Source organism: Amycolatopsis sp. lyj-84, from assembly GCF_046549075.1.
Lineage (GTDB): Bacteria > Actinomycetota > Actinomycetes > Mycobacteriales > Pseudonocardiaceae > Amycolatopsis.
This window is the reverse complement of record NZ_JAJPWO010000007.1, coordinates 298,884-316,652: the sequence shown is the minus strand read 5'-3', so window position 1 is coordinate 316,652 and position 17,769 is coordinate 298,884. Positions and strand designations below refer to the sequence as shown.

At 69.4% G+C, this 17,769-nt stretch carries 15 protein-coding genes; 8 read left to right on the top strand and 7 right to left on the bottom strand.

Annotation, left to right across the window (positions count from 1 at the left end; all coding sequences use genetic code 11):
- Positions 1–5: 5 nt before the first annotated feature.
- Positions 6–1,004 carry a LacI family DNA-binding transcriptional regulator gene (locus ACLJRM_RS22980; RefSeq protein WP_101609711.1) on the bottom strand — a complete coding sequence of 333 codons (999 nt, stop codon included), beginning with the start codon at positions 1,002–1,004 and terminating at the stop codon, positions 6–8.
- 110 nt (positions 1,005–1,114) lie between these two features.
- Here ACLJRM_RS22980 and ACLJRM_RS22975 point away from each other — a divergent pair, with 110 nt between their 5' ends.
- From ACLJRM_RS22975 to iolD, 7 genes are read left to right on the top strand one after another with little or no spacing between them, the layout of a single operon-like run.
- On the top strand, positions 1,115–2,005 hold the full coding sequence (locus ACLJRM_RS22975; protein ID WP_101609712.1) for a sugar phosphate isomerase/epimerase family protein: 891 nt from the start codon (positions 1,115–1,117) through the stop codon (positions 2,003–2,005).
- Positions 2,006–2,029: 24 nt separating this feature from the next.
- Positions 2,030–3,079, top strand: a complete 1,050-nt coding sequence (locus tag ACLJRM_RS22970) for a substrate-binding domain-containing protein (RefSeq protein ID WP_410664246.1) — start codon at positions 2,030–2,032, stop codon at positions 3,077–3,079.
- Entirely contained in the window at positions 3,076–4,110 is a 1,035-nt protein-coding gene (locus ACLJRM_RS22965) for an ABC transporter permease (protein ID WP_101609714.1), read from the top strand. The genes ACLJRM_RS22970 and ACLJRM_RS22965 overlap by 4 nt, the downstream gene beginning before the upstream one ends.
- Complete coding sequence (locus tag ACLJRM_RS22960; RefSeq protein WP_410664245.1) at positions 4,107–4,892, top strand: ATP-binding cassette domain-containing protein; 786 nt, start codon at positions 4,107–4,109, stop codon at positions 4,890–4,892. Before ACLJRM_RS22965 ends, ACLJRM_RS22960 begins: the two co-directional genes overlap by 4 nt.
- Positions 4,889–5,821 carry a 5-dehydro-2-deoxygluconokinase gene (iolC, locus tag ACLJRM_RS22955; RefSeq protein WP_410664244.1) on the top strand — a complete coding sequence of 311 codons (933 nt, stop codon included), beginning with the start codon at positions 4,889–4,891 and terminating at the stop codon, positions 5,819–5,821. Before ACLJRM_RS22960 ends, iolC begins: the two co-directional genes overlap by 4 nt.
- Complete coding sequence (iolB, locus tag ACLJRM_RS22950; protein ID WP_410664243.1) at positions 5,818–6,708, top strand: 5-deoxy-glucuronate isomerase; 891 nt, start codon at positions 5,818–5,820, stop codon at positions 6,706–6,708. Before iolC ends, iolB begins: the two co-directional genes overlap by 4 nt.
- Positions 6,705–8,546: a 3D-(3,5/4)-trihydroxycyclohexane-1,2-dione acylhydrolase (decyclizing) gene (iolD, locus tag ACLJRM_RS22945; RefSeq protein WP_410664242.1), complete on the top strand. Its 1,842-nt coding sequence runs from the start codon at positions 6,705–6,707 to the stop codon at positions 8,544–8,546. The genes iolB and iolD overlap by 4 nt, the downstream gene beginning before the upstream one ends.
- A gap of 298 nt (positions 8,547–8,844) precedes the next feature.
- Here the strand turns inward: iolD and ACLJRM_RS22940 are convergent, their stop codons facing one another.
- The 4 genes from ACLJRM_RS22940 to ACLJRM_RS22925 all read right to left on the bottom strand — a co-directional run bounded on the left by ACLJRM_RS22940 (position 8,845) and on the right by ACLJRM_RS22925 (position 14,995).
- Positions 8,845–9,705 carry an NAD(P)-dependent oxidoreductase gene (locus ACLJRM_RS22940; RefSeq protein ID WP_410664241.1) on the bottom strand — a complete coding sequence of 287 codons (861 nt, stop codon included), beginning with the start codon at positions 9,703–9,705 and terminating at the stop codon, positions 8,845–8,847.
- Between the two features lie 102 nt (positions 9,706–9,807).
- Positions 9,808–10,386 (bottom strand): TetR/AcrR family transcriptional regulator, encoded by a 579-nt coding sequence (locus ACLJRM_RS22935; protein WP_233223010.1) that lies wholly within the window; start codon positions 10,384–10,386, stop codon positions 9,808–9,810.
- Between the two features lie 48 nt (positions 10,387–10,434).
- The gene (locus ACLJRM_RS22930) at positions 10,435–11,181 is read right to left on the bottom strand and encodes an arylmalonate decarboxylase (RefSeq protein ID WP_410664240.1); all 747 of its coding nucleotides are present in this window, start codon (positions 11,179–11,181) and stop codon (positions 10,435–10,437) included.
- A gap of 22 nt (positions 11,182–11,203) precedes the next feature.
- Positions 11,204–14,995 (bottom strand): amino acid adenylation domain-containing protein, encoded by a 3,792-nt coding sequence (locus ACLJRM_RS22925; protein ID WP_410664239.1) that lies wholly within the window; start codon positions 14,993–14,995, stop codon positions 11,204–11,206.
- A gap of 176 nt (positions 14,996–15,171) precedes the next feature.
- On the opposite strand from ACLJRM_RS22925, the gene ACLJRM_RS22920 reads away from it, so the two are divergent.
- On the top strand, positions 15,172–16,038 hold the full coding sequence (locus tag ACLJRM_RS22920; RefSeq protein WP_410664238.1) for an alpha/beta fold hydrolase: 867 nt from the start codon (positions 15,172–15,174) through the stop codon (positions 16,036–16,038).
- Here the strand turns inward: ACLJRM_RS22920 and ACLJRM_RS22915 are convergent.
- Positions 16,007–17,065, bottom strand: coding sequence for an NAD(P)-binding domain-containing protein (locus ACLJRM_RS22915; RefSeq protein ID WP_410664237.1), 1,059 nt, complete (start codon positions 17,063–17,065; stop codon positions 16,007–16,009). The two genes, ACLJRM_RS22920 and ACLJRM_RS22915, sit on opposite strands and share 32 nt — an antisense overlap.
- 50 nt (positions 17,066–17,115) lie before the next feature.
- Positions 17,116–17,754 carry an SRPBCC family protein gene (locus ACLJRM_RS22910; RefSeq protein ID WP_410602643.1) on the bottom strand — a complete coding sequence of 213 codons (639 nt, stop codon included), beginning with the start codon at positions 17,752–17,754 and terminating at the stop codon, positions 17,116–17,118.
- Positions 17,755–17,769 lie beyond the last annotated feature (15 nt).

Sequence of the window (17,769 nt, the reverse complement as noted above, 5' to 3'; positions counted from 1 at the left end):
CCTTCCTAGAGTGCGGTGGTGGTCGATCGGACCACCAGCGACGGGTGCAGCAGATGCCGGACCGGTTCGGTACGTTCGCCCCGGACCCGTTCGAGCAGCGCTTCGACGGCCAGCCGCCCCATTTCCGTTCGCGGCTGGTCCACAGTGGTCAGTGAGAGGTGCCGCAGGGCGGCCAGTGAGGTGTTGTCGTAGCCGACCACGGAGACGTCTTCGGGGACCCGCAGGCCCGCCTCTTCCAGCGCGGAGATCGCGCCGACGGCGTTGAAGTCGTTGCCCGCCAGCAAAGCCGTCGGCAGCTTCTCGCGCGGGTGGTCGCCGAGCAGCTCGTGCACGGCCTTCTCCCCGGCGGTGTCGGTGTGTTCGCTGCGCACGATGAGCGGATGCAGCCGATGGCGCCGCATGGCCTGCTGGTAACCCCGCCGCCGGGCGGCCGCGCCGGCGGCGACCCCACCGTCCAGATGGGCGATCCGGCGGTGCCCCAGCGAAACCAGATGCTCGACGGCGAGCGCGGCGCCCGCCTCGCCGTCGTCGTTCACCGTGTCCACCCCCGGAACACGCGAGGTGCGCGACACCAGGACGACCGGGCATTGGGCGGCCGCTTCCTCGATCGCCGACGTCGGCACCACCGGTGACAACAGGATCACCCCGGCGGGCCGGAAGGACAGCAGGCTCTTCAGCGCGGACCGCTCGCGCGCGGGACTACGGCCGCCGGTATTGAGGATCAAGTGGAATCCGGCCGCTTCGGCCGCCGCGTCGAGCCCCTCGACGACGTCGGCGAAGAACGCGTTGCGGAGATCGGAGACCATCACGCCGAGGACGGTCGAAGTCCGGCTGGCCAGCGACCTGGCCATCGCGTGCGGCTCGTAACCCAGTTCGTGTGCCGCGCACAGCACCCGCGTCCGCCGTTCGTCGGAGACGTTCGGCGCGTTCCGCATCACCAGCGACACGAGCGCGCGGGACACCCCCGCTTTCGCGGCGACGTCCTCCATCGTCGGTCGCGCCATTTCCAGCCTCCCCTGCCCTTGACTTTACTGTGACGGACGCTACAAGATTAGAGCGCTCTAATCAATAGAGCGCTCTAATCCGCTCCCCGTCCCCGCTCTGGAGGCCGCCGATGACATCCCGGATCCGAATCGCCGCCGCCCCGATCTCCTGGGGCGTATGCGAAGTCCCCGGCTGGGGTCGCGTTCTCGACGCGGGGACCGTGCTGGGCGAAATGGCGGAGCTGGGGGTCCGCGCGACCGAACTCGGCCCTCCCGGCTACCTGCCGCGAGACCCGGCCGCGCTGCGGGAGCTGCTCGGCGGGTACGGGCTCGACCTGGTCGGCGGCTTCCTCGCCGTCGCCCTGCACGAGAACCCCGGCGCCGCGCTGGCGGCGGCCGAGGAGTCCGCCGCGCTGTTCGCCGCGTGCGGTGGCGACATGCTCGTCCTCGCCGCCGCGACCGGTCTCGACGGCTACGACGACCGGCCCCAGCTGAGCGAAACCGAATGGGCGACGCTGATCGAAACCTCCGGCGAGATCAGGGAAATCGCCGCGCGCCACGGGCTGCGCACCGTGCTGCACCCGCACGTCGGGACCCATGCGGAAACCGAGGAAGAGGTCGAGCGTTTCCTCGCCGATTCCGACCTTCCGCTGTGCCTGGACACCGGGCATCTCCTGATCGGCGGGACCGATCCGGTCTCGCTGGCCAAGCGTTACCCCGAACGGATCGGTCACCTGCATCTCAAGGACGTGCGCGGCGAACTCGCCGAAGACGTCCGCGCCGGAAGGCTTCCCTACACCGAGGCGGTGGGCAAGGGTTTGTACGTCCCGCTCGGTGACGGGGACGTCGACATCGAAGCGATGGTCAGGTTCGTCCACGAGGCGGGCTATGACGGGTGGTACGTGCTCGAACAGGACACCGCGCTGAGCGAGGGGAGCCCGGAAGATCTGCCGAAGCGGGACGTGGCCAGGAGCCTGGCGCATCTCGACGGAATCGTCAGCCGGCTCCCGGCTGCCAGGTAACGGAAGAAGCGAGGAGAGACGACGATGTCCCATCGCTTGAGGAAATGGCGCAGCAACGGAACCTACGAGGAGGACTCCACGCTGGTTCCCGGGAAGACACTGAAGGCGGTCTTGGTGGCCGCGGCGGGACTTTTGCTCCTGTCCGCGTGCACCGGGCCGAAAGCCGAGGAGAAACCCGCGGCGGCCACGGGTCCGGTGACGAGCCTGCCCAGTGGGCCGCTGCGGGTCGCGGTCATCTCGCACGGCACGGCGGGCGACGCGTTCTGGAACGTGGTCAAGAACGGTGCCGAGGAGGCGGGCAGGCAGCTCGGCGTCCAGGTCGAGTACAACTCCGACGGGGATCCCGGCAACCAGGCCAAGCTGGTCGACAACGCGGTCGCGCAGCAGGTCGGCGGGCTGGTGGTGTCCATGGCGAACCCGGAGGCGCTCAAGACCTCGATCGAGAACGCGGTCCGCGCGGGGATCCCGGTCATCACCATCAACTCCGGTGAAGACAAGAGCGCGGGCTACGGCGCACTCACCCACGTCGGGCAGAACGAGACCATCGCGGGCGAGGAAGCCGGGAAGAAGTTCAAGGAACTCGGCAAGAAGAAGCTGCTCTGCGTGGTCCACGAGGCGGGCAACGTCGGGCAGGCGCAGCGCTGTGACGGCGCCAAGGCCGGCTTCACGGGCGACGTGCAGACCCTTCAGGTCGACATCAGCAACCCGGCCGACGCCGAATCCCGGATCCGGGGCGCGGTGCAGACGGACACCGCCCTCGACGCCGTCCTGACGCTGAACTCGCAGGTCGCCGCGCGGGCGGTGAGCGCGATCAAGGCGGTCGGCTCGCAGGCCCAGGTCGGCACCTTCGACCTGAACACCGACGTGGTCGGCGCGATCAAGGCGGGCGACGTGGTCTTCGCGGTCGACCAGCAGCAGTACGAGCAGGGCTACCTCCCCGTCCAGTTCCTCAAGCTCTACCGGGACAACGCGAACGTCGTCGGCGGCGGGAAGCCGGTGCTCACCGGGCCCGACCTGGTCGACAAATCCACTGTGGACACCGTCGGCCAGTACGTGCAAAGGGGCACGCGATGACAACCACCACCCTCGACGAACGGATCGCGAAACCGCGCCTGCTCGACAGGCTGGTCGTCCGGCCCGAGATCGGCGCGCTCCTCGGCGCCGTCGTCGTCTTCCTGTTCTTCACCCTCGTCACCGACCAGTTCTTCAGCGGCAGCGGCGTGGCGACCTGGCTGGACGACGCCTCGACGCTCGGCATCATGGCGGTCGCCGTGTCCCTGCTGATGATCGGCGGCGAGTTCGACCTCTCGGCGGGCGTGATGACGGCGTCCACCGCGCTCGTCACCGCGACACTCGCGACGCAGGCGGGCTGGAACGTCTGGCTCGCGCTGTTCGCGTCCCTGGTCTTCGCCCTCGCGGTCGGCGCGTTCAACGGCTGGCTGGTGATGCGCACCGGGCTGCCCAGCTTCATCGTCACCCTGGGCACGTTCCTGGCGCTGCAAGGGCTCAACCTCGGCGTCACGCGGCTGGTCACCGGCACCGTCCAGGTCTCCGGGATGCGGTCGACCGACGGCTACGAGTCCGCCGGTTTCGTCTTCGCGTCCACAGTGGACGTCGGTGGGACGGCCTTCCAGATCTCCATCGTCTGGTGGATCGGGTTCGCCGTGCTGGCGGCCTGGCTGCTGGTCCGGACCCGGTTCGGCAACTGGATCTTCGCCGTCGGCGGCAACGCGCCCAGTTCCCGCGCGGTCGGGGTTCCGGTGGTGCGCACGAAGATCATGCTGTTCATGACCACCGCGCTCGCCGCGTGGCTGGTCGGCTCGATCAACATCCTGCGGTTCGCCAGTGTCCAGGCGAACCAGGGCATCGGACTGGAGTTCCAGTACATCATCGCGGCCGTGATCGGCGGCTGCCTGCTGACCGGCGGCTTCGGTTCGGCGATCGGCGCCGCGATCGGCGCGCTGATCTTCGGCATGGCGCGGCAGGGCATCGTGTTCGCCCGCTGGGACAGCGACTGGTTCATGCTGTTCCTCGGGGTGATGCTGCTGTCCGCGGTCCTGGTCAACAACGCCTTCCGGCGGCGCGCGGAAAGGGTCCGGCGATGAGTCATCTCCTCGAAGTACAGGACGTCGGCAAGACCTACGGCAGCGTGATCGCGCTGCGCGACGTGTCCACCGTCGTCAACGCGGGCGAGGTGACCTGCGTCCTCGGCGACAACGGCGCCGGCAAGTCCACCCTGATCAAGATCCTCGCCGGGGTCCACCAGCACGACAAGGGCGAGTTCCTGGTCGAAGGCGCGCCGGTCACGTTCGCCTCGCCGCGTGAGGCGCTCGATCGCGGTATCGCGACGGTGTACCAGGATCTGGCGGTCGTGCCGCTGATGAGCGTCTGGCGGAACTTCTTCCTCGGCTCCGAGCCGACGGTCGGCTTCGGCCCGTTCCGGGCGCTGGACCGGAAGAAGGGCCGCGAGACGACCAAGAAGGCGTTGTCCGACATGGGCATCGACCTGCGTGACGTCGAGCAGCCGGTCGGCACCCTGTCCGGTGGCGAGCGGCAGTGCGTCGCCATCGCGCGGGCGGTGCACTTCGGGGCGAAGGTGCTGATCCTCGACGAGCCGACTGCCGCGCTGGGCGTGAAACAGGCCGGTGTCGTGCTCAAGTACGTCGCGCAGGCCCGTGACCGCGGGCTCGGCGTCGTGCTGATCACGCACAACCCGCATCACGCGTACCCGGTGGCCGATCGCTTCCTGCTGCTCAAACGGGGCGCTCCCCTCGGCACCTACGAGAAGTCCGAGATCGACCTGCCCGAACTGACCCGGCAGATGGCGGGCGGCGCGGAACTGGAAGCCCTCGAACACGAATTGCGAGCTGTGGAGTCCCCTTCATGACCGCTCTCGAAGCACTGACCGTCGGCCGGGTCGGGGTGGACCTCTACCCCGAGCAGAGCGGCGTGCCGCTGGCCGGGGTCAGCACCTTCGCCAAATCGCTCGGCGGCACCGCGACCAACGTCGCGGTCGCCGCCGCGCGGCTCGGCCGCTCGACGTCGGTGCTGACGAAGGTCGGCCCGGACGGCTTCGGTGACTACGTACGACAGGCGCTGCGGGAGTTCGGCGTGTCGCCCGATCACGTCGGGACGTCGGCGGGGCTGCAGACGCCGGTGGTGTTCTGCGCGCTGAACCCGCCCGCGGATCCTCCGCTGCTGTTCTACCGGTCCCCCATCGCCCCGGATCTGACCCTCACCGAAACCGACGTGCCCTGGGACGTCGTGGAAACGGTGCCCCTGCTGTGGGTCACCGGGACCGGGGTGTCCGTCGAACCGGCACGCGGCACCCAGCGCAGGATGCTGGAGCGGCGCGGACGCCGGTCGCATACCGTGCTGGACCTCGACTTCCGGCCGATGTTCTGGCCGGACACCGAGACCGCGCGGGAAGAGATCGGCTGGATGCTCGACCACGTCACGGTCGCCGTCGGCAACCGCACCGAGGCGGAGGTCGCGGTGGGGACGGCGGACCCCGACGAGGCCGCGACGCGGATGCTGGCCAGAGGTGTCGAGCTGGCGGTGATCAAGAAGGGCGCCGAAGGTGTGCTGGTGGCCACCGCCGAGGGCAGCTGGACCGTGCCTCCCCAGCGGGTCGAGGTCGTCTGCGGGCTCGGCGCCGGGGACGGGTTCGGCGGTGCGCTGATCCACGGGCTGCTGTCCGGCTGGGATCCGGTGCGCATCGCCGCCTACGCCAACGCGGCGGGCGCGCTCGTCGCGTCCCGGCTGGCCTGCGCCGACGCCATGCCCACCGCCGACGAGATCGAGGAGTTGCTGTGAGCAAGCTGCACCGTCCACTCGGGACGCTTTCCGACGAGCGGGACCCGGTCCGGCTGACCCCGGACTCGGCGGGCTGGACCTACAGCGGGTTGCGGGTGCTTTCGCTGGCCGCCGGGGAGACCAGGGTCGTGCGCACCGGCGAGTACGAGGCCTTCGTACTGCCCCTGGCGGGGGCTTGCACGGTCCGGGTCGACGGACTGGTCTTCGAACTGGCGGGGCGGGACTCGGTGTTCACGCGGGTCACGGACTTCGCGTACGTGCCGCGCGACGCCGAAGTCGAGTTGTCGACAGCCGGTGGGATCGAGGTCGCGCTGCCGATGGCGCGGTGCACCCGTCGTCTCGAACCACGCTACGGACCGGCCGAGCACGTGCCGGTCGAGGTACGCGGAGCGGGGCAGGCGACGAGACAGGTCACCAACTTCGGGGTGCCCGGCGTCTGGGACCACGCCGACAAGCTGAACGCCTGCGAGCTGATCACCCCCGGCGGCAACTGGTCGTCCTACCCACCGCACAAGCACGACGAGGCGTCCGAATGCGAGGTCGTCAACGAGGAGATCTACTACTTCCGCGTCGCCGGGCGCGACGGTGTGACGCCCTCGCGCGAAGGTTTCGGTCTCCACCGGACGTACACCTCGGACGGCGAGCTGGACGAGGACGTCGCGGTCCGGGACGGCGACGTTTTCCTGATCCCGCGCGGTTATCACGGTCCCTGCGTCGCGGCGCCGGGCTACCCGATGTACTACCTGAACGTCCTGGCCGGTCCCGCCGCGGACCGGTCGATGGCCTTTTGCGACGACCCCGCGCACAGCTGGGTCCGCGAGACCTGGGAAAGCCAGGAACTCGATCCACGCTGCCCGGTCACGAGTCACGAAGGGCGAGTGTCATGAAGCTGACCACGGCACAGGCCCTGGTGCACTGGCTGCTCGCGCAGCGCTCGGAAACCCTGGACGGACGGGAAGTCCCGTTGTTCCCCGGCGTGTTCGCGATCTTCGGGCACGGCAACGTCCTCGGTCTCGGTACCGCACTGGAGGAGCACCGCGACGAGCTTCCTTTGTGGCGTGGGCAGACCGAACAGGGCATGGCGCTCGCGGCGGTCGGCTATGCCAAGGCGACCCATCGGCGCCAAGTCGGCGTGGTGACGTCCTCGATCGGGCCCGGCGCGCTGAACATGGTCACCGCGGCCGGGGTCGCGCACGCCAACCGGCTGCCGGTATTGCTGCTCCCCGGCGACACCTTCACCAGCCGCGCGCCGGATCCGGTGCTGCAGCAGGTGGAGCACTTCGGCGATCCGACGGCCACGGTCAACGACGCCTTCCGCCCGGTGAGCCGGTACTTCGACCGGATCACCCGGCCGGAACAACTGCTGTCGACGCTGCCGCAGGTCGCCAGGGTGCTGACCGATCCGGCGGACGCGGGCCCGGTGACACTGGCGCTGCCCCAGGACGTCCAGGTCGAGACTTACGACTTCCCGGACGCGCTGTTCGAGCCGGTGACACATCGCCTGCTGCGCCCGCGGCCCGACCGCCGGGCCCTCACCGAGGCGGCGGGCGTGCTGCGGGCGGCGCGGAAACCGTTGCTGGTGCTCGGAGGCGGCGTCCGGTACTCCGGCGCCGGCGCGCGTGCGCTGGCCTTCGCCGAACGGCACGGCATCCCGGTCACCGAAACCACGGCCGGGCGCACGCTGGTCCCCCACGGCCATCCGCTGCACGCCGGGCCGCTGGGGGTCACCGGCTCGGCCTCCGCGAACGTCCTGGCCGCCGAGGCCGACGTCGTGCTGGCGATCGGCACCCGCTTGCAGGACTTCACCACGGCGTCCTGGACGGTGTTCTCGTCCGATGTCCGGCTGATCACCCTGAACGCCGCCCGCTTCGACGCGGTCAAGCACGGCGCGCTGGCCGTGGTGAGCGACGCCGACGCGGGTCTCTCAGACCTCGCCGCCCAGCTGGAAAGCTGGCAGGTCGATCCTTTGTGGACGGAACGCGCGGTGGCGGAACGCGGCCGGTGGGACGCGCACATCGACTCGCTGCGCGGCGTTTCCGGCGAGGTGCCGACCTACGCCCAGGTCGTCGGCGCGGTCAACGAGCTCTCCGAGCCGGACGACTACGTGATGACAGCGTCCGGCGGGATGCCGGGGGAACTGATCGGCGGCTGGCGCGGATCGGGTTCGGTCAGCATGGACGTCGAGTACGGGTTCTCGTGCATGGGTTACGAACTCGCGGGTGCTTGGGGCGCCGCGATGGCGCACACCGGTGGCCTGGTCACCACGGTGCTCGGCGACGGCTCGTACCTGATGCTGAATTCGGAGCTGTTCTCGGCCGCCTTCGCCGGGCATCCGTTCGTGGCGGTGGTCTGCGACAACGACGGTTACGCGGTCATCGCCCGCCTGCAGGAAGGCCAAGGCGGCAAGCCGTTCAACAACTTCCTCGCCGACTGCCGGAGCGCGCACGCGTCGCCGCCCCGGGTCGACTTCGCGCGACACGCGGAATCGCTGGGCTGCGCGGTCTTCACCGCGTCCTCCTCGGGCGAGGTGCGGGCGGCCTACGCGAAGGCGCGGGAAACGGCGGTGGCGGAGAAGCGGCCGGCGGTGGTCGTGGTCCGGACCCAGCCGAACTCGTGGACCGAGGCCGGCGCCTGGTGGGAGGTCGGCGTCCCTGAACACCTTTCCGGGCGGGAAGGCATCGAAGACGGGAAGTCCGGGCAGGTGCGATACCTGAAAAGTCATTGAGGGGAAGGGCGAATGTGTCGTGTTCGTGAGCCGGGACCGGTGGCGGGGTGAAGGCTCCCTTAGCCGCGTCCGACGCCACGAAGGCGCCCTCAGCCCTAGCCAGGCACGGGCCGCCCGGGGCAACGGTGTTGCGAAAGCACGTTCGCAACCTTCGACGTTGCGAAGGTGGCTTTCGCAACACCCACCCACGACCGACACCGAAGGACGGCACGAGCACGCCACGTTGCCTTACCCCTCAAGCAAGTAAACGGGCGCGACCGCGTTCAGCGGACCGAACGCGGCCGCGCCCGACCCCCGCCTATTTGTCGAAGCTGGCGAAGTATCCGGCCGCCATGTCCTCGTCGCCATGCCCGGCTTCGGAAGCTCGGGCGAAGCGGGCCCGCCCGGCCTCGACGACGTCCATCCGGACCCCCGCGCGACCCGCGGCTTCGAGTACCAGCCGGGCGTCCTTCGCGGCGTTGTCGACGGAAAACGCGGTGGTGTAGTCGTTCTTGAGGATCGCGGCGGACTTGCCCTGGAAGTAACCGTTGTCCATCGGGCCGCCGGTGACGACGTCGACGAAGTGCCGCGGGTCGACGCCGAGCCCCTCGGCCAGCGCCAGCGCCTCGCCGACACCGTGGGTCAGCGCGATCACCCAGGTGTTCAGCACCAGTTTGAGCCTGCTCGCCGCGCCGGAACGGCCGTCTTCGCCGACCCACACCGTGCGCTTGCCGATCGCGTCGAACAGCGGCTGGACGGTCTCGCGCACCTCGTCCGCGCCCGCCGCCAGCACGATCAGCTGGCCCTGTTCGGCGGGCTGACGGGTGCCCTGGACCGGCGAGTCGACGAAGACGAGGCCCTGCTCGTCGGCGTAGGCGATCAAGTCGTCGACGGCGTCGCCGACGGTGCTGAGCTGCACCCAGATCGTGCCGGGCGCGGGGGCGGCGGCGCGGATCGCCTCGAGCACCGCCGGACCGTCGGTGAGGATCGTGAAGACGACAGGCGCGCCTTCGACCGCTTCCGCGGCGCTCGCCGCGACCTGGACACCGTCCCCGGCCAGGGCTTCGGCCTTGGCCGCGGTGCGGTTCCAGGCCCGGACGGTGAATCCGGCCTTGCTCAGGTTGCGGGCCACCGGGGCGCCGATGATTCCGGTGCCGAGCACCGCGACGGTCTCCGTCATGACTTGCCTTCACTCCTAGCGCTCGATAGTGGAACCCTCGTTAAAGAACGAGGGCGAAGGAAATCCGCGCGGGCGCGGGGGCTGGTTACGAAACCTGGAACATCAGAACGCCTGGATGGTGGTTTCGACTACTTGGGTGAGCGCTTGCCGGTCCGCAGTCTTGCCCAGCACCCGCAGGCCGTACATCGCGGCGAGGGTGAACCGCGCCAGCGCTCGCGGATCCTGGTTCGCGCCGATCTCGCCCTCCTGCCGCGCGGCGGCGAACTCGACGTGGAACGCGTTCTCCACCCGCTCGAAGTTGTGGCGGACGCGGGCGGTGATCTCGTCGTCGATCCCGCCGAGTTCCAGGGCGGCGTTGACGGCGAGGCAACCGCGGTGCCCGGCCGAGGAGTCCAGCTCGTCGTCGACGACGTCGGTCAGGACCCGCCTGACCCGCTCGCGGATGGTGCCCGGCGCGGCCAGCATCTCCTCCACCCGCGTGGCGGAGGTTTCCTCGTAGCGGCGCAGCGACTCCTTGAAAAGCTGCTGCTTGCTCGAAAACGTGTGATACAGGCTGCCGCGCCCGAGGCCGGTGCCGTCGACCAGGTCCTGCGCCGACGTGGCCGCGTAGCCCTTGCGCCAGAACGTGCCGACGGCCGCGTCGAGCACTTCGGTGGGATCGAATCCCTTCGGACGGGGCATGGCGTCCAGCATCGCACGTTCTGTAACGAGCAGTCAAATAGCAGTGGGTCAGTGCGCCGACAGCAGGGAGCCGAATCCGCGCACGCTGTCGGCGATGCCGTTCTGGCGCAGGGCGTACCAGTACAGGACGGTGTTGTTCGAGATGACCGGTTTGCCGAGCCAGAACTCGGCGACCGCGGCGAGGCGTGCCATGGCGACGTTGGTGCCGACCTGGACGATGGCTTCGACGTCGGCGCTGTCGATCGTTTTGACCGCGTCCCGGAGTTCGGCCTCGGAGACGTGGGAGATCCTGGCCGGGCTCGACCTGCCGAGGCCATGGAGCCTCAGCAGGTCGTAGCCACTGCCGGAGAAGAACCGGCTCACCGGATCGTCGCCCACCGGCAGGTACGGCGTGATGACCGCGATCCGGCGGGCGTCGTACGCCGACAGCGCGGCGTTGATCGCGTCCGGGCTCATCGTCACCGGCCGCCCGCCCGCGGCCTCCCTCATCGTGTCGAGGACGCGGCCGTGCGACCCCGGCCCCTTCCAGTAACTCTCCGGCGAGACCCCGATGATCACGCAATCGGGGTCGCAGCCGGTGACACTCTCGATCGCCGGGTGGGTCGACGTGCGGATACCGCGCATCACCCGGTCGAAGCCGGGCGCGTCGACCATCGGATCGTCGGCGATGACCATCCGTCCGGTGTGGTTGGTGACGCCGTCGGGTCGCATCGCGTCCAGTTCCGGCTGGGCCGAGGTGTTGGTGGACGGGACGACGACGCCGACCTTGAGGCGGGGACCGAGAGAGTCAGTCACGGGCTGGTTTCTCCTTCGTCGGTCAGCGCCCCTTCCCGGCACGGATCGCCGACACCAGTTCGCCGACCCCGCTTTCCTTGAGGACGCTGTAATGGTCGCCTTCGAGCGTGACCACCTCCGGCGGCGTGGCCGAATATCCGGAACTGTTCTCGACGAACGAGTAGTCGTCGCCGTCGGCCTTGAAGAGGGTCACCGGAGCCATGATCCGCCGCCGCGCGAGTTCGCGGAAGCTGTAGTCGAACTCGTAGGTCTCCTCGACGACGCGGACGATCCGCCGGATCAGCTGTTCGCCGAGGTCGGGCAGCAGCTTTGCCACGAAGGTCACGAATCCGTCCTCGTCACGGACGGTTTCCCGGCAGGCCAGCGGTTCCGGTCCGGAGATCGACCCGATGAAGACCGACAGCAGGATCGTCAGGTACGCCGGGTTCGTGTAGCTGGCCACCTTTTCCCCGCCGCCTTCGACCTCGGGGTTCCCCGGGCAGATCAACAGCAGTTCGGTCACCTGCTGTCCCTGTCGCTCCAGCTGCCACGCCGTTTCGAAGGCGACCCGCGCGCCGAACGAGTAGCCCCACAGCGTGTACGGCCCCTCCGGCTGGACGCGTCGGATCTCGGCGACGTCGGCCTTCGCCATCTCCTCGACGGTGGCGTAAGGCGTCTCGTCCGCGTTGATGCCGTGCGCTTGCACCCCGTAGAACGACCGCCCCAGGCCGATTTCCGTGGCCAGCGACCGGAGATTCATCGGATAGCCGCCGAGTCCCGGCCAGCAGAACACCGGATCGCCACCACCGGTCACCAAGGGGACCAGCCGCGACGACGGCCGGGTGGAGTCCTCGCCGATCCGGGCGGCCAGGTCGGCCAGCTTCGGGCACTCGAAGACGACCTGCAGCGGCAGCCGCGTGCCGTATTCGCGATTGATCCGGTTCACCAGGGAGACGGCGGTCAGCGAGTTGCCGCCGGCGGCGAAGAAGTCGTCCCGGACCGAGACGTCGTCGTACTTGAGCGCCTTGCCCCACGCCTCGGCCAGCCACCGTTCGTGACTCGTCGAGGGGGCGACGTACGGCGTGTCACCACTCGAGGACCGGACGGCGTCGGTCTCCGCCAGCGCCCTGGCATCGACCTTTCCGTTGGCGGTCAACGGCAACTCGTCCAGCACCAGCACCCGGTTGGGGATCATGTAGTCGGGCAGGATGTTCGCGAGCTCGTCCCGGATCATCTCCGCCGGCCCCTTCATGTGCACGGCGTCTTCGCGCATCCCTTCGCTGCTCATCTGCTCCGGGCTCACCTTGCCGCCGACGAAGAAGTACGACGGACCGGGGGCGATCCCCTGCCCGGCGAGGATGTCGTCGATCCGCCGGGCGGCCGGCAGCGGATTGCCGCTCTTCGAGCTGTAGCCCGAGGACATGAGACCGAGTGCCGAACCGTTGCGCTGCAGGTGATGCAGCTTCGCGCCGAGGCCGAGGTACTCGAGCCAGCCGTCGGCGGTGCGGCTGACCGCGGTGATGCCGAAGCCCGCGCGTTCGTACACCTGCTGGTTGATCGCGATCACGTGCTTGGCTTCGATCAGTTTGCCGGAGATCCGCTCGAAGTCCCCGTCCCGCCAGCGGTAGGTACCGGCGGGCAGGCCTTCGACCCGGTCCGGATGGGTTTGCACGAACAGTTCGGTGTCGTCCCGCCGCGGTTCTCCGTCGTTGGCGTGCAAGGAGAACGTGCCGAGGTAGTGGTCGTCGGCGGCGGCACCGAGGCGGAGGGCCACCTCGGGGTCGAACGCCGACGGGCTGATCGTGAGGCCGTACCCGGGCAGGATCTCCTCGAACACCCCGACCATGTGGCCTGCTTCGAATTCGAGGACCTCGCGGATGTTGTTCTTGTAGACCGGTTCGATCGCCCCGGTGCGGCCGAGGAAGTGCACCGAGTGCCCGGTTCCCGCGCCCTCGCCGATCCTGACCAGCGTGTGGTCGATCGGGTGGTAGTAGTAAATGCCGGAGCCGAGCCCGTCGAGACCGCTGGTCTCCAGGTACAACTGCGTCGCGTACAGCGCGCCCGGCGAGGCGTAGGAGTACTTCGGCAGCAACCGTTCGTCGCTTTGGAAGCGGCCGAACCACCGCAGCAGCTCACCCAGTTCGGCGAACGCGAGCTCACCGGGTTCGCGGGAAAGCGTGCTGACCTGGCCCGGCGTCAGGAGCGCGACGAGGTCTTCGCGAGTGACGGCACCACCCTCGTAGTAGCGGTAAGTCTTGCGCGCGAAGACTTCCCGCCGCTGCGAGATGGTCTCCTGCTTGCCCAGCAGCGCGACGGCCGGAAGGCCCGCGACGTCACGGACGCCAGGATTCGACAGCTGCGCCTTGACCTGCAGCTTGCTGGCCTTGGACTGGTGATGCCCGCCGTGGTTGCCCTGGTCCATCACCGCGGCTTCGCGCGGATTCAGTTCCACACACGCGACGAGCGCCTGGGAACCGGTCCGCGCGTCGTCGGCCACCACCGCCGCGGCCCGGCGTACCCACGTGTGCTCCTCGATCGCCACCGCGATCTCGTCCAGCTCGACGCGGTAGCCGCGCAGTTTGACCTGGTTGTCGGCGCGGCCGACGAACTGGATCGTGCCGTCGGGGTTCCAGTAGGCGAGGTCACCGGTGCGGTACAGCCGTTCGGTCGGCACGAACGGGTTCGGCACGAACCGCTCGCGCGTCTGCTCCGGCCGGTTCAGGTAACCGCGGGCCAGCTGGACACCGCCGATGTACAGCTCGCCCGTCTCCCCGATGTCGACCGGGGCGAGGTCGGTGTCGAGCACGTAGCACTGGGTGTTGTCGACGGGCACGCCGATCGAGATCATCCCGGCGCTCTCGTCGATCGTGTCCGGGTCGACGAGATGGGCGGTCGCGTTGATCGTGCATTCGGTCGGCCCGTAGAGGTTGACCAGCCGCGCCGACGGCAGTTCACGGCTGAGTTCCTTGGCCAGCTGCCGCGAAAGCGCCTCACCGCCGGAGAACAGCTTCCGCAGCGTGGTGCAGGTCGCGAAGCGTTCCGTGTCGAGCAACGCCTGCAGCAGCGTCGGAACGCACTGCAGAGTGGTGACGTCGTGCTTCACCACCGTGTCGATCAGCGCTTCGGGATCGCGGAAACCGCCCGGCTCGCTCATCACCACGCGGGCGCCCGCGGCGGGCGCCAGGATCTCCCACTGCGCGGCGTCGAAGCTCATCGGCGTCTTCTGCAGCACCGTGACGTCCGTGCCCAGGTGGCCGCAAGCCTGCAGCCAGCGCATCTGCGACACGACGCTGTGGTGTTCGATCATCACGCCCTTCGGCCTGCCGGTGCTGCCGGAGGTGTAGATGACGTAGGCGAGCGAGTCCGGCCGGGGCCCTGGCGGGAGCTCGCCGGTCTCGCCGCGGACGTCGGCCACGGACACGATCCGCGTCCCGGCCGGCACCAGCCCGGCGAGCCGTCCGGCGAGGTGCGGCTGCGTGACGACGACGCCGGTCCGGCTGTCTTCGAGCATGTACCGCAGCCGGTCTTCCGGATATTCCGGGGACAACGGCAGATAGGCGGCACCCGCCGCGAGGATGCCCCACGCGCCGGTCATCAGGTCCGCGGAAGGCTCGACGTAGAGGCCGACGGGATCGTTCGCGCCGATCCCCAGCCCCGTGAGGTGCCCGGCGAGTTCCCTGCTCGCTTCTTCGAGCCCGCGAAAGGTCAGTTCCCGATCTCCGTCGACGACGGCGATGGCGTCCGGCTGTGTCCTCGACCAGTGCCCGAGCAGATCAGGAAGGCAGGTACCGGAACGGACGCGATGAAGCGGCGTGACGTTGTCGGTCGACGGCATGGTCATCCCCCAGTGCGAATTTCGTGTTTTCTGGTACTCGGGTCAAAGGAGTGATGCGGACATCCCGAGATACCGTCCGATAAACGAGAATCCGAAAAGCGCCCGGCAGACCATTCTTTGCCTCCCTTTCGGGCGACGGTCCTCACCGGCCGCCGGAGTACGCCACAATCGAAGGCATGATTCCGACTTTCGTCTTCGTGCACGGTTCCGGAAGCGCGGCGCACGCCTGGTCGGCGACCCAGCGGGAAATGGCTTCGCACGGCCATCGGACCCTCGCCGTCGATCTCCCCGGCCGGGGAGCGGGGATCACCCGGGCCTACCACGAACAGGACCTCGAAACCTTCGCGGCCGAACCGTCGGTGATGACCGACCTGACCCTGGACGACTTCACCGGGGTGGTCGTCGACGCCGTCCAGCGGGTGCGCCACCACGGCCCGGTCGTCCTGGTGGCGCACAGCTTCGGCGGGCTCCCGGTCACCGCCGCCGCCAACGCGATCCCCGAACTGATCGACCGGATCGTCTACGTCGCCGCCCAGTGCCCGGTCGACCGCGCCCCCGGGGAGTACGCGGCGCTGCCCGAATGGGCGTCCGCCGGGTTCTTCACCGCCATCGCCCCACTGCTCCTCGGAGATCCGGTGGAGCAGGGCTTCGTCCGGGTCAACTGGCGGGGCGCCGACCGCGGGCGCCGCGCCGCACTTCGCGACGCCGTCGCCGCCGAACTCACCGAGGACGAATTCCTCCAGGTGATCGTCACGAGCCAGCCGGACGAGGTGTTCTGGCTGACCGGCCCCGAGTGGGACGTCCGTGCCGACAAGGATTCCTGGGGCCGGATCCCGCGTACGTTCGTCAAGCTGACCAGGGACCATTCGTTACCGCTCGCCGTCCAGGACCTCTACATCGCCGAGGGCGACGCGCTCACCCCGGACAACCCGTTCGACGTCCGCGAACTCGCGAGCAGTCACGCCGGTTTCTTCCGGAAGCCCGCCGGGCTGGCCGGGATCCTCGACGACCTCAGCCTCCGAGCAGGCGCCGGATCTCGGTGACGGCCGTGCGGCCCGCCCGGTTCGCGCCGACGGTGCTGGCGGAGGGGCCGTAGCCGACCAGGTGCAGGCGCGGTTCGGCGACGACCCTGGTGCCGTCCATCCGGATCCCGCCGCCAGGCCCGCGCAGGCGCAGCGGCGCGAGATGGTCGATGGCGGCCCGGAAACCGGTGGCCCACAGGATGACGTCGGCGGGCTCGGCGGTGCCGTCCGCCCACACCACGCCGTCCGGGGTGATCCGCTCGAACATCGGGTGCGGGTCGAGGATCCCCGCTTCCCGTCCCGCCCGTACCTCGGGCGTCACCGCCAGATCGGTCACGCTGACGACGCTTTCCGGCGGCAGCCCTTCCCGGACCCGCCTGTCGACCTTGGCGACGGCCTCGCGGCCCCAGTCCTCGCTGAACGGCTCGTCGCGCCAGACCGGCGGACGCCGGGTCACCCAGCGCGTCGACCGCGCGAACGGCGCGATCTCCAGCAGCAGCTGCACGGCCGACGCTCCACCGCCGACCACGACGACGCGCTTGCCGCGGAAGTCGCCGACGCCGGTGTAGTCGGCGGTGTGCACCTGACGCCCGAGGAAGGTCTCCTGCCCCGGGTAGTACGGCCAGAACGGCCGGTCCCAGGTGCCGGTCGCGCTGATCACCGCGCGGGCGGCCCAGGTTTCCGTCGCGCTCGCGACGACCAGCCGGTCTTCCTCACCGCTCACCGACAGGACGTCGACAGGGCGATGGACCGGAAGGTCGTAGGTGCGCTCGAAGCGGCCGAAGTACTCGGAGACGACGTCGGCGGCGGGGAGTTTCGGGTCCGGGGTGCCGAAGGCCATCCCGGGGAGGTCGTAGATGCCGTGGACCTTTTCCACGAGCAGCGAAGGCCAGCGGTACTGCCACGCGCCGCCAGGCCGTTTGCCGTGGTCGAGCACGACGAAACCCGCCTCGTTGGCGAATCCCGCGCGGCGCAGGTGATACGCCGCCGACAGCCCGGCCTGGCCCGCCCCGATCACCGCCACGTCGACTTCGTGATCAGCCTTCATACCGGGTTCAACGGCTCACGACGGCCGCTATTTCGCGCCCTGGGTCACAGTCAGCGCTTCAAGGCGCGGACGATCGCGACGATCAGGAGCACCCCGGCGAGCGCGACCAGCACCGGCGCCACCCGTTTGACCACGGACTCGCCCGCGTACTCCATCAGGTCGATGGCCTCGCCCTCCGCCACCGGTTTCACCGCCTTCAACGGTGGACGCTCCGGGGTTTCGGGCTTTTCGGGTTCGGGTGCGGCCGTCGTGCCGAGCTTGCCGGACAGGCAGTCCGCGAACGAGTCGAGGATCTTGCCTCCGACCTCGGAGATCATCCCGCGCCCGAACTGCGCCGGCTTGCCGGTGACCGCCAGCTCCGTGGAGACGGCGCCATGAGTGACGCCGTCCTTCTCGGACAGGGTGAGCGTCACCATCGCCGACGCCGTACCCGCCCCCCGGGCGTCCTTGCCGGACGCCTTGATCACCACTTTCCTCGCGTCGGCGTCCTTCTCGACGAAATGGCCGGCTCCCTTGTAGAGCAGGGAGATCGGCCCGAGCTTGACCTTCACCGTGCCTTTGAAGGCGTCCCCGTCGACTTCGGTGACGGTGGCGCCGGGCATGCACGGCGCCACCCGTTCCGGGTCGACGACGGCCTTCCAGACCTCGTCGACCGGGGCGGGAACGGTGAATGCGTGGTCGAGCCGCACGGGCCGACCTCCCTT

What these genes read in the sequence shown, in the direction of transcription:
- ACLJRM_RS22980 (WP_101609711.1), bottom strand. Translation starts at nt 1,004, where the DNA reads ATGGCGCGACCGACGATGGAGGACGTCGCCGCGAAAGCGGGGGTGTCC.
- ACLJRM_RS22975 (WP_101609712.1), top strand. Translation starts at nt 1,115, where the DNA reads ATGACATCCCGGATCCGAATCGCCGCCGCCCCGATCTCCTGGGGCGTA.
- ACLJRM_RS22970 (WP_410664246.1), top strand. Translation starts at nt 2,030, where the DNA reads ATGTCCCATCGCTTGAGGAAATGGCGCAGCAACGGAACCTACGAGGAG.
- ACLJRM_RS22965 (WP_101609714.1), top strand. Translation starts at nt 3,076, where the DNA reads ATGACAACCACCACCCTCGACGAACGGATCGCGAAACCGCGCCTGCTC.
- ACLJRM_RS22960 (WP_410664245.1), top strand. Translation starts at nt 4,107, where the DNA reads ATGAGTCATCTCCTCGAAGTACAGGACGTCGGCAAGACCTACGGCAGC.
- iolC (WP_410664244.1), top strand. Translation starts at nt 4,889, where the DNA reads ATGACCGCTCTCGAAGCACTGACCGTCGGCCGGGTCGGGGTGGACCTC.
- iolD (WP_410664242.1), top strand. Translation starts at nt 6,705, where the DNA reads ATGAAGCTGACCACGGCACAGGCCCTGGTGCACTGGCTGCTCGCGCAG.
- ACLJRM_RS22940 (WP_410664241.1), bottom strand. Translation starts at nt 9,705, where the DNA reads ATGACGGAGACCGTCGCGGTGCTCGGCACCGGAATCATCGGCGCCCCG.
- ACLJRM_RS22935 (WP_233223010.1), bottom strand. Translation starts at nt 10,386, where the DNA reads ATGCCCCGTCCGAAGGGATTCGATCCCACCGAAGTGCTCGACGCGGCC.
- ACLJRM_RS22925 (WP_410664239.1), bottom strand. Translation starts at nt 14,995, where the DNA reads ATGCCGTCGACCGACAACGTCACGCCGCTTCATCGCGTCCGTTCCGGT.
- ACLJRM_RS22920 (WP_410664238.1), top strand. Translation starts at nt 15,172, where the DNA reads ATGATTCCGACTTTCGTCTTCGTGCACGGTTCCGGAAGCGCGGCGCAC.
- ACLJRM_RS22915 (WP_410664237.1), bottom strand. Translation starts at nt 17,065, where the DNA reads ATGAAGGCTGATCACGAAGTCGACGTGGCGGTGATCGGGGCGGGCCAG.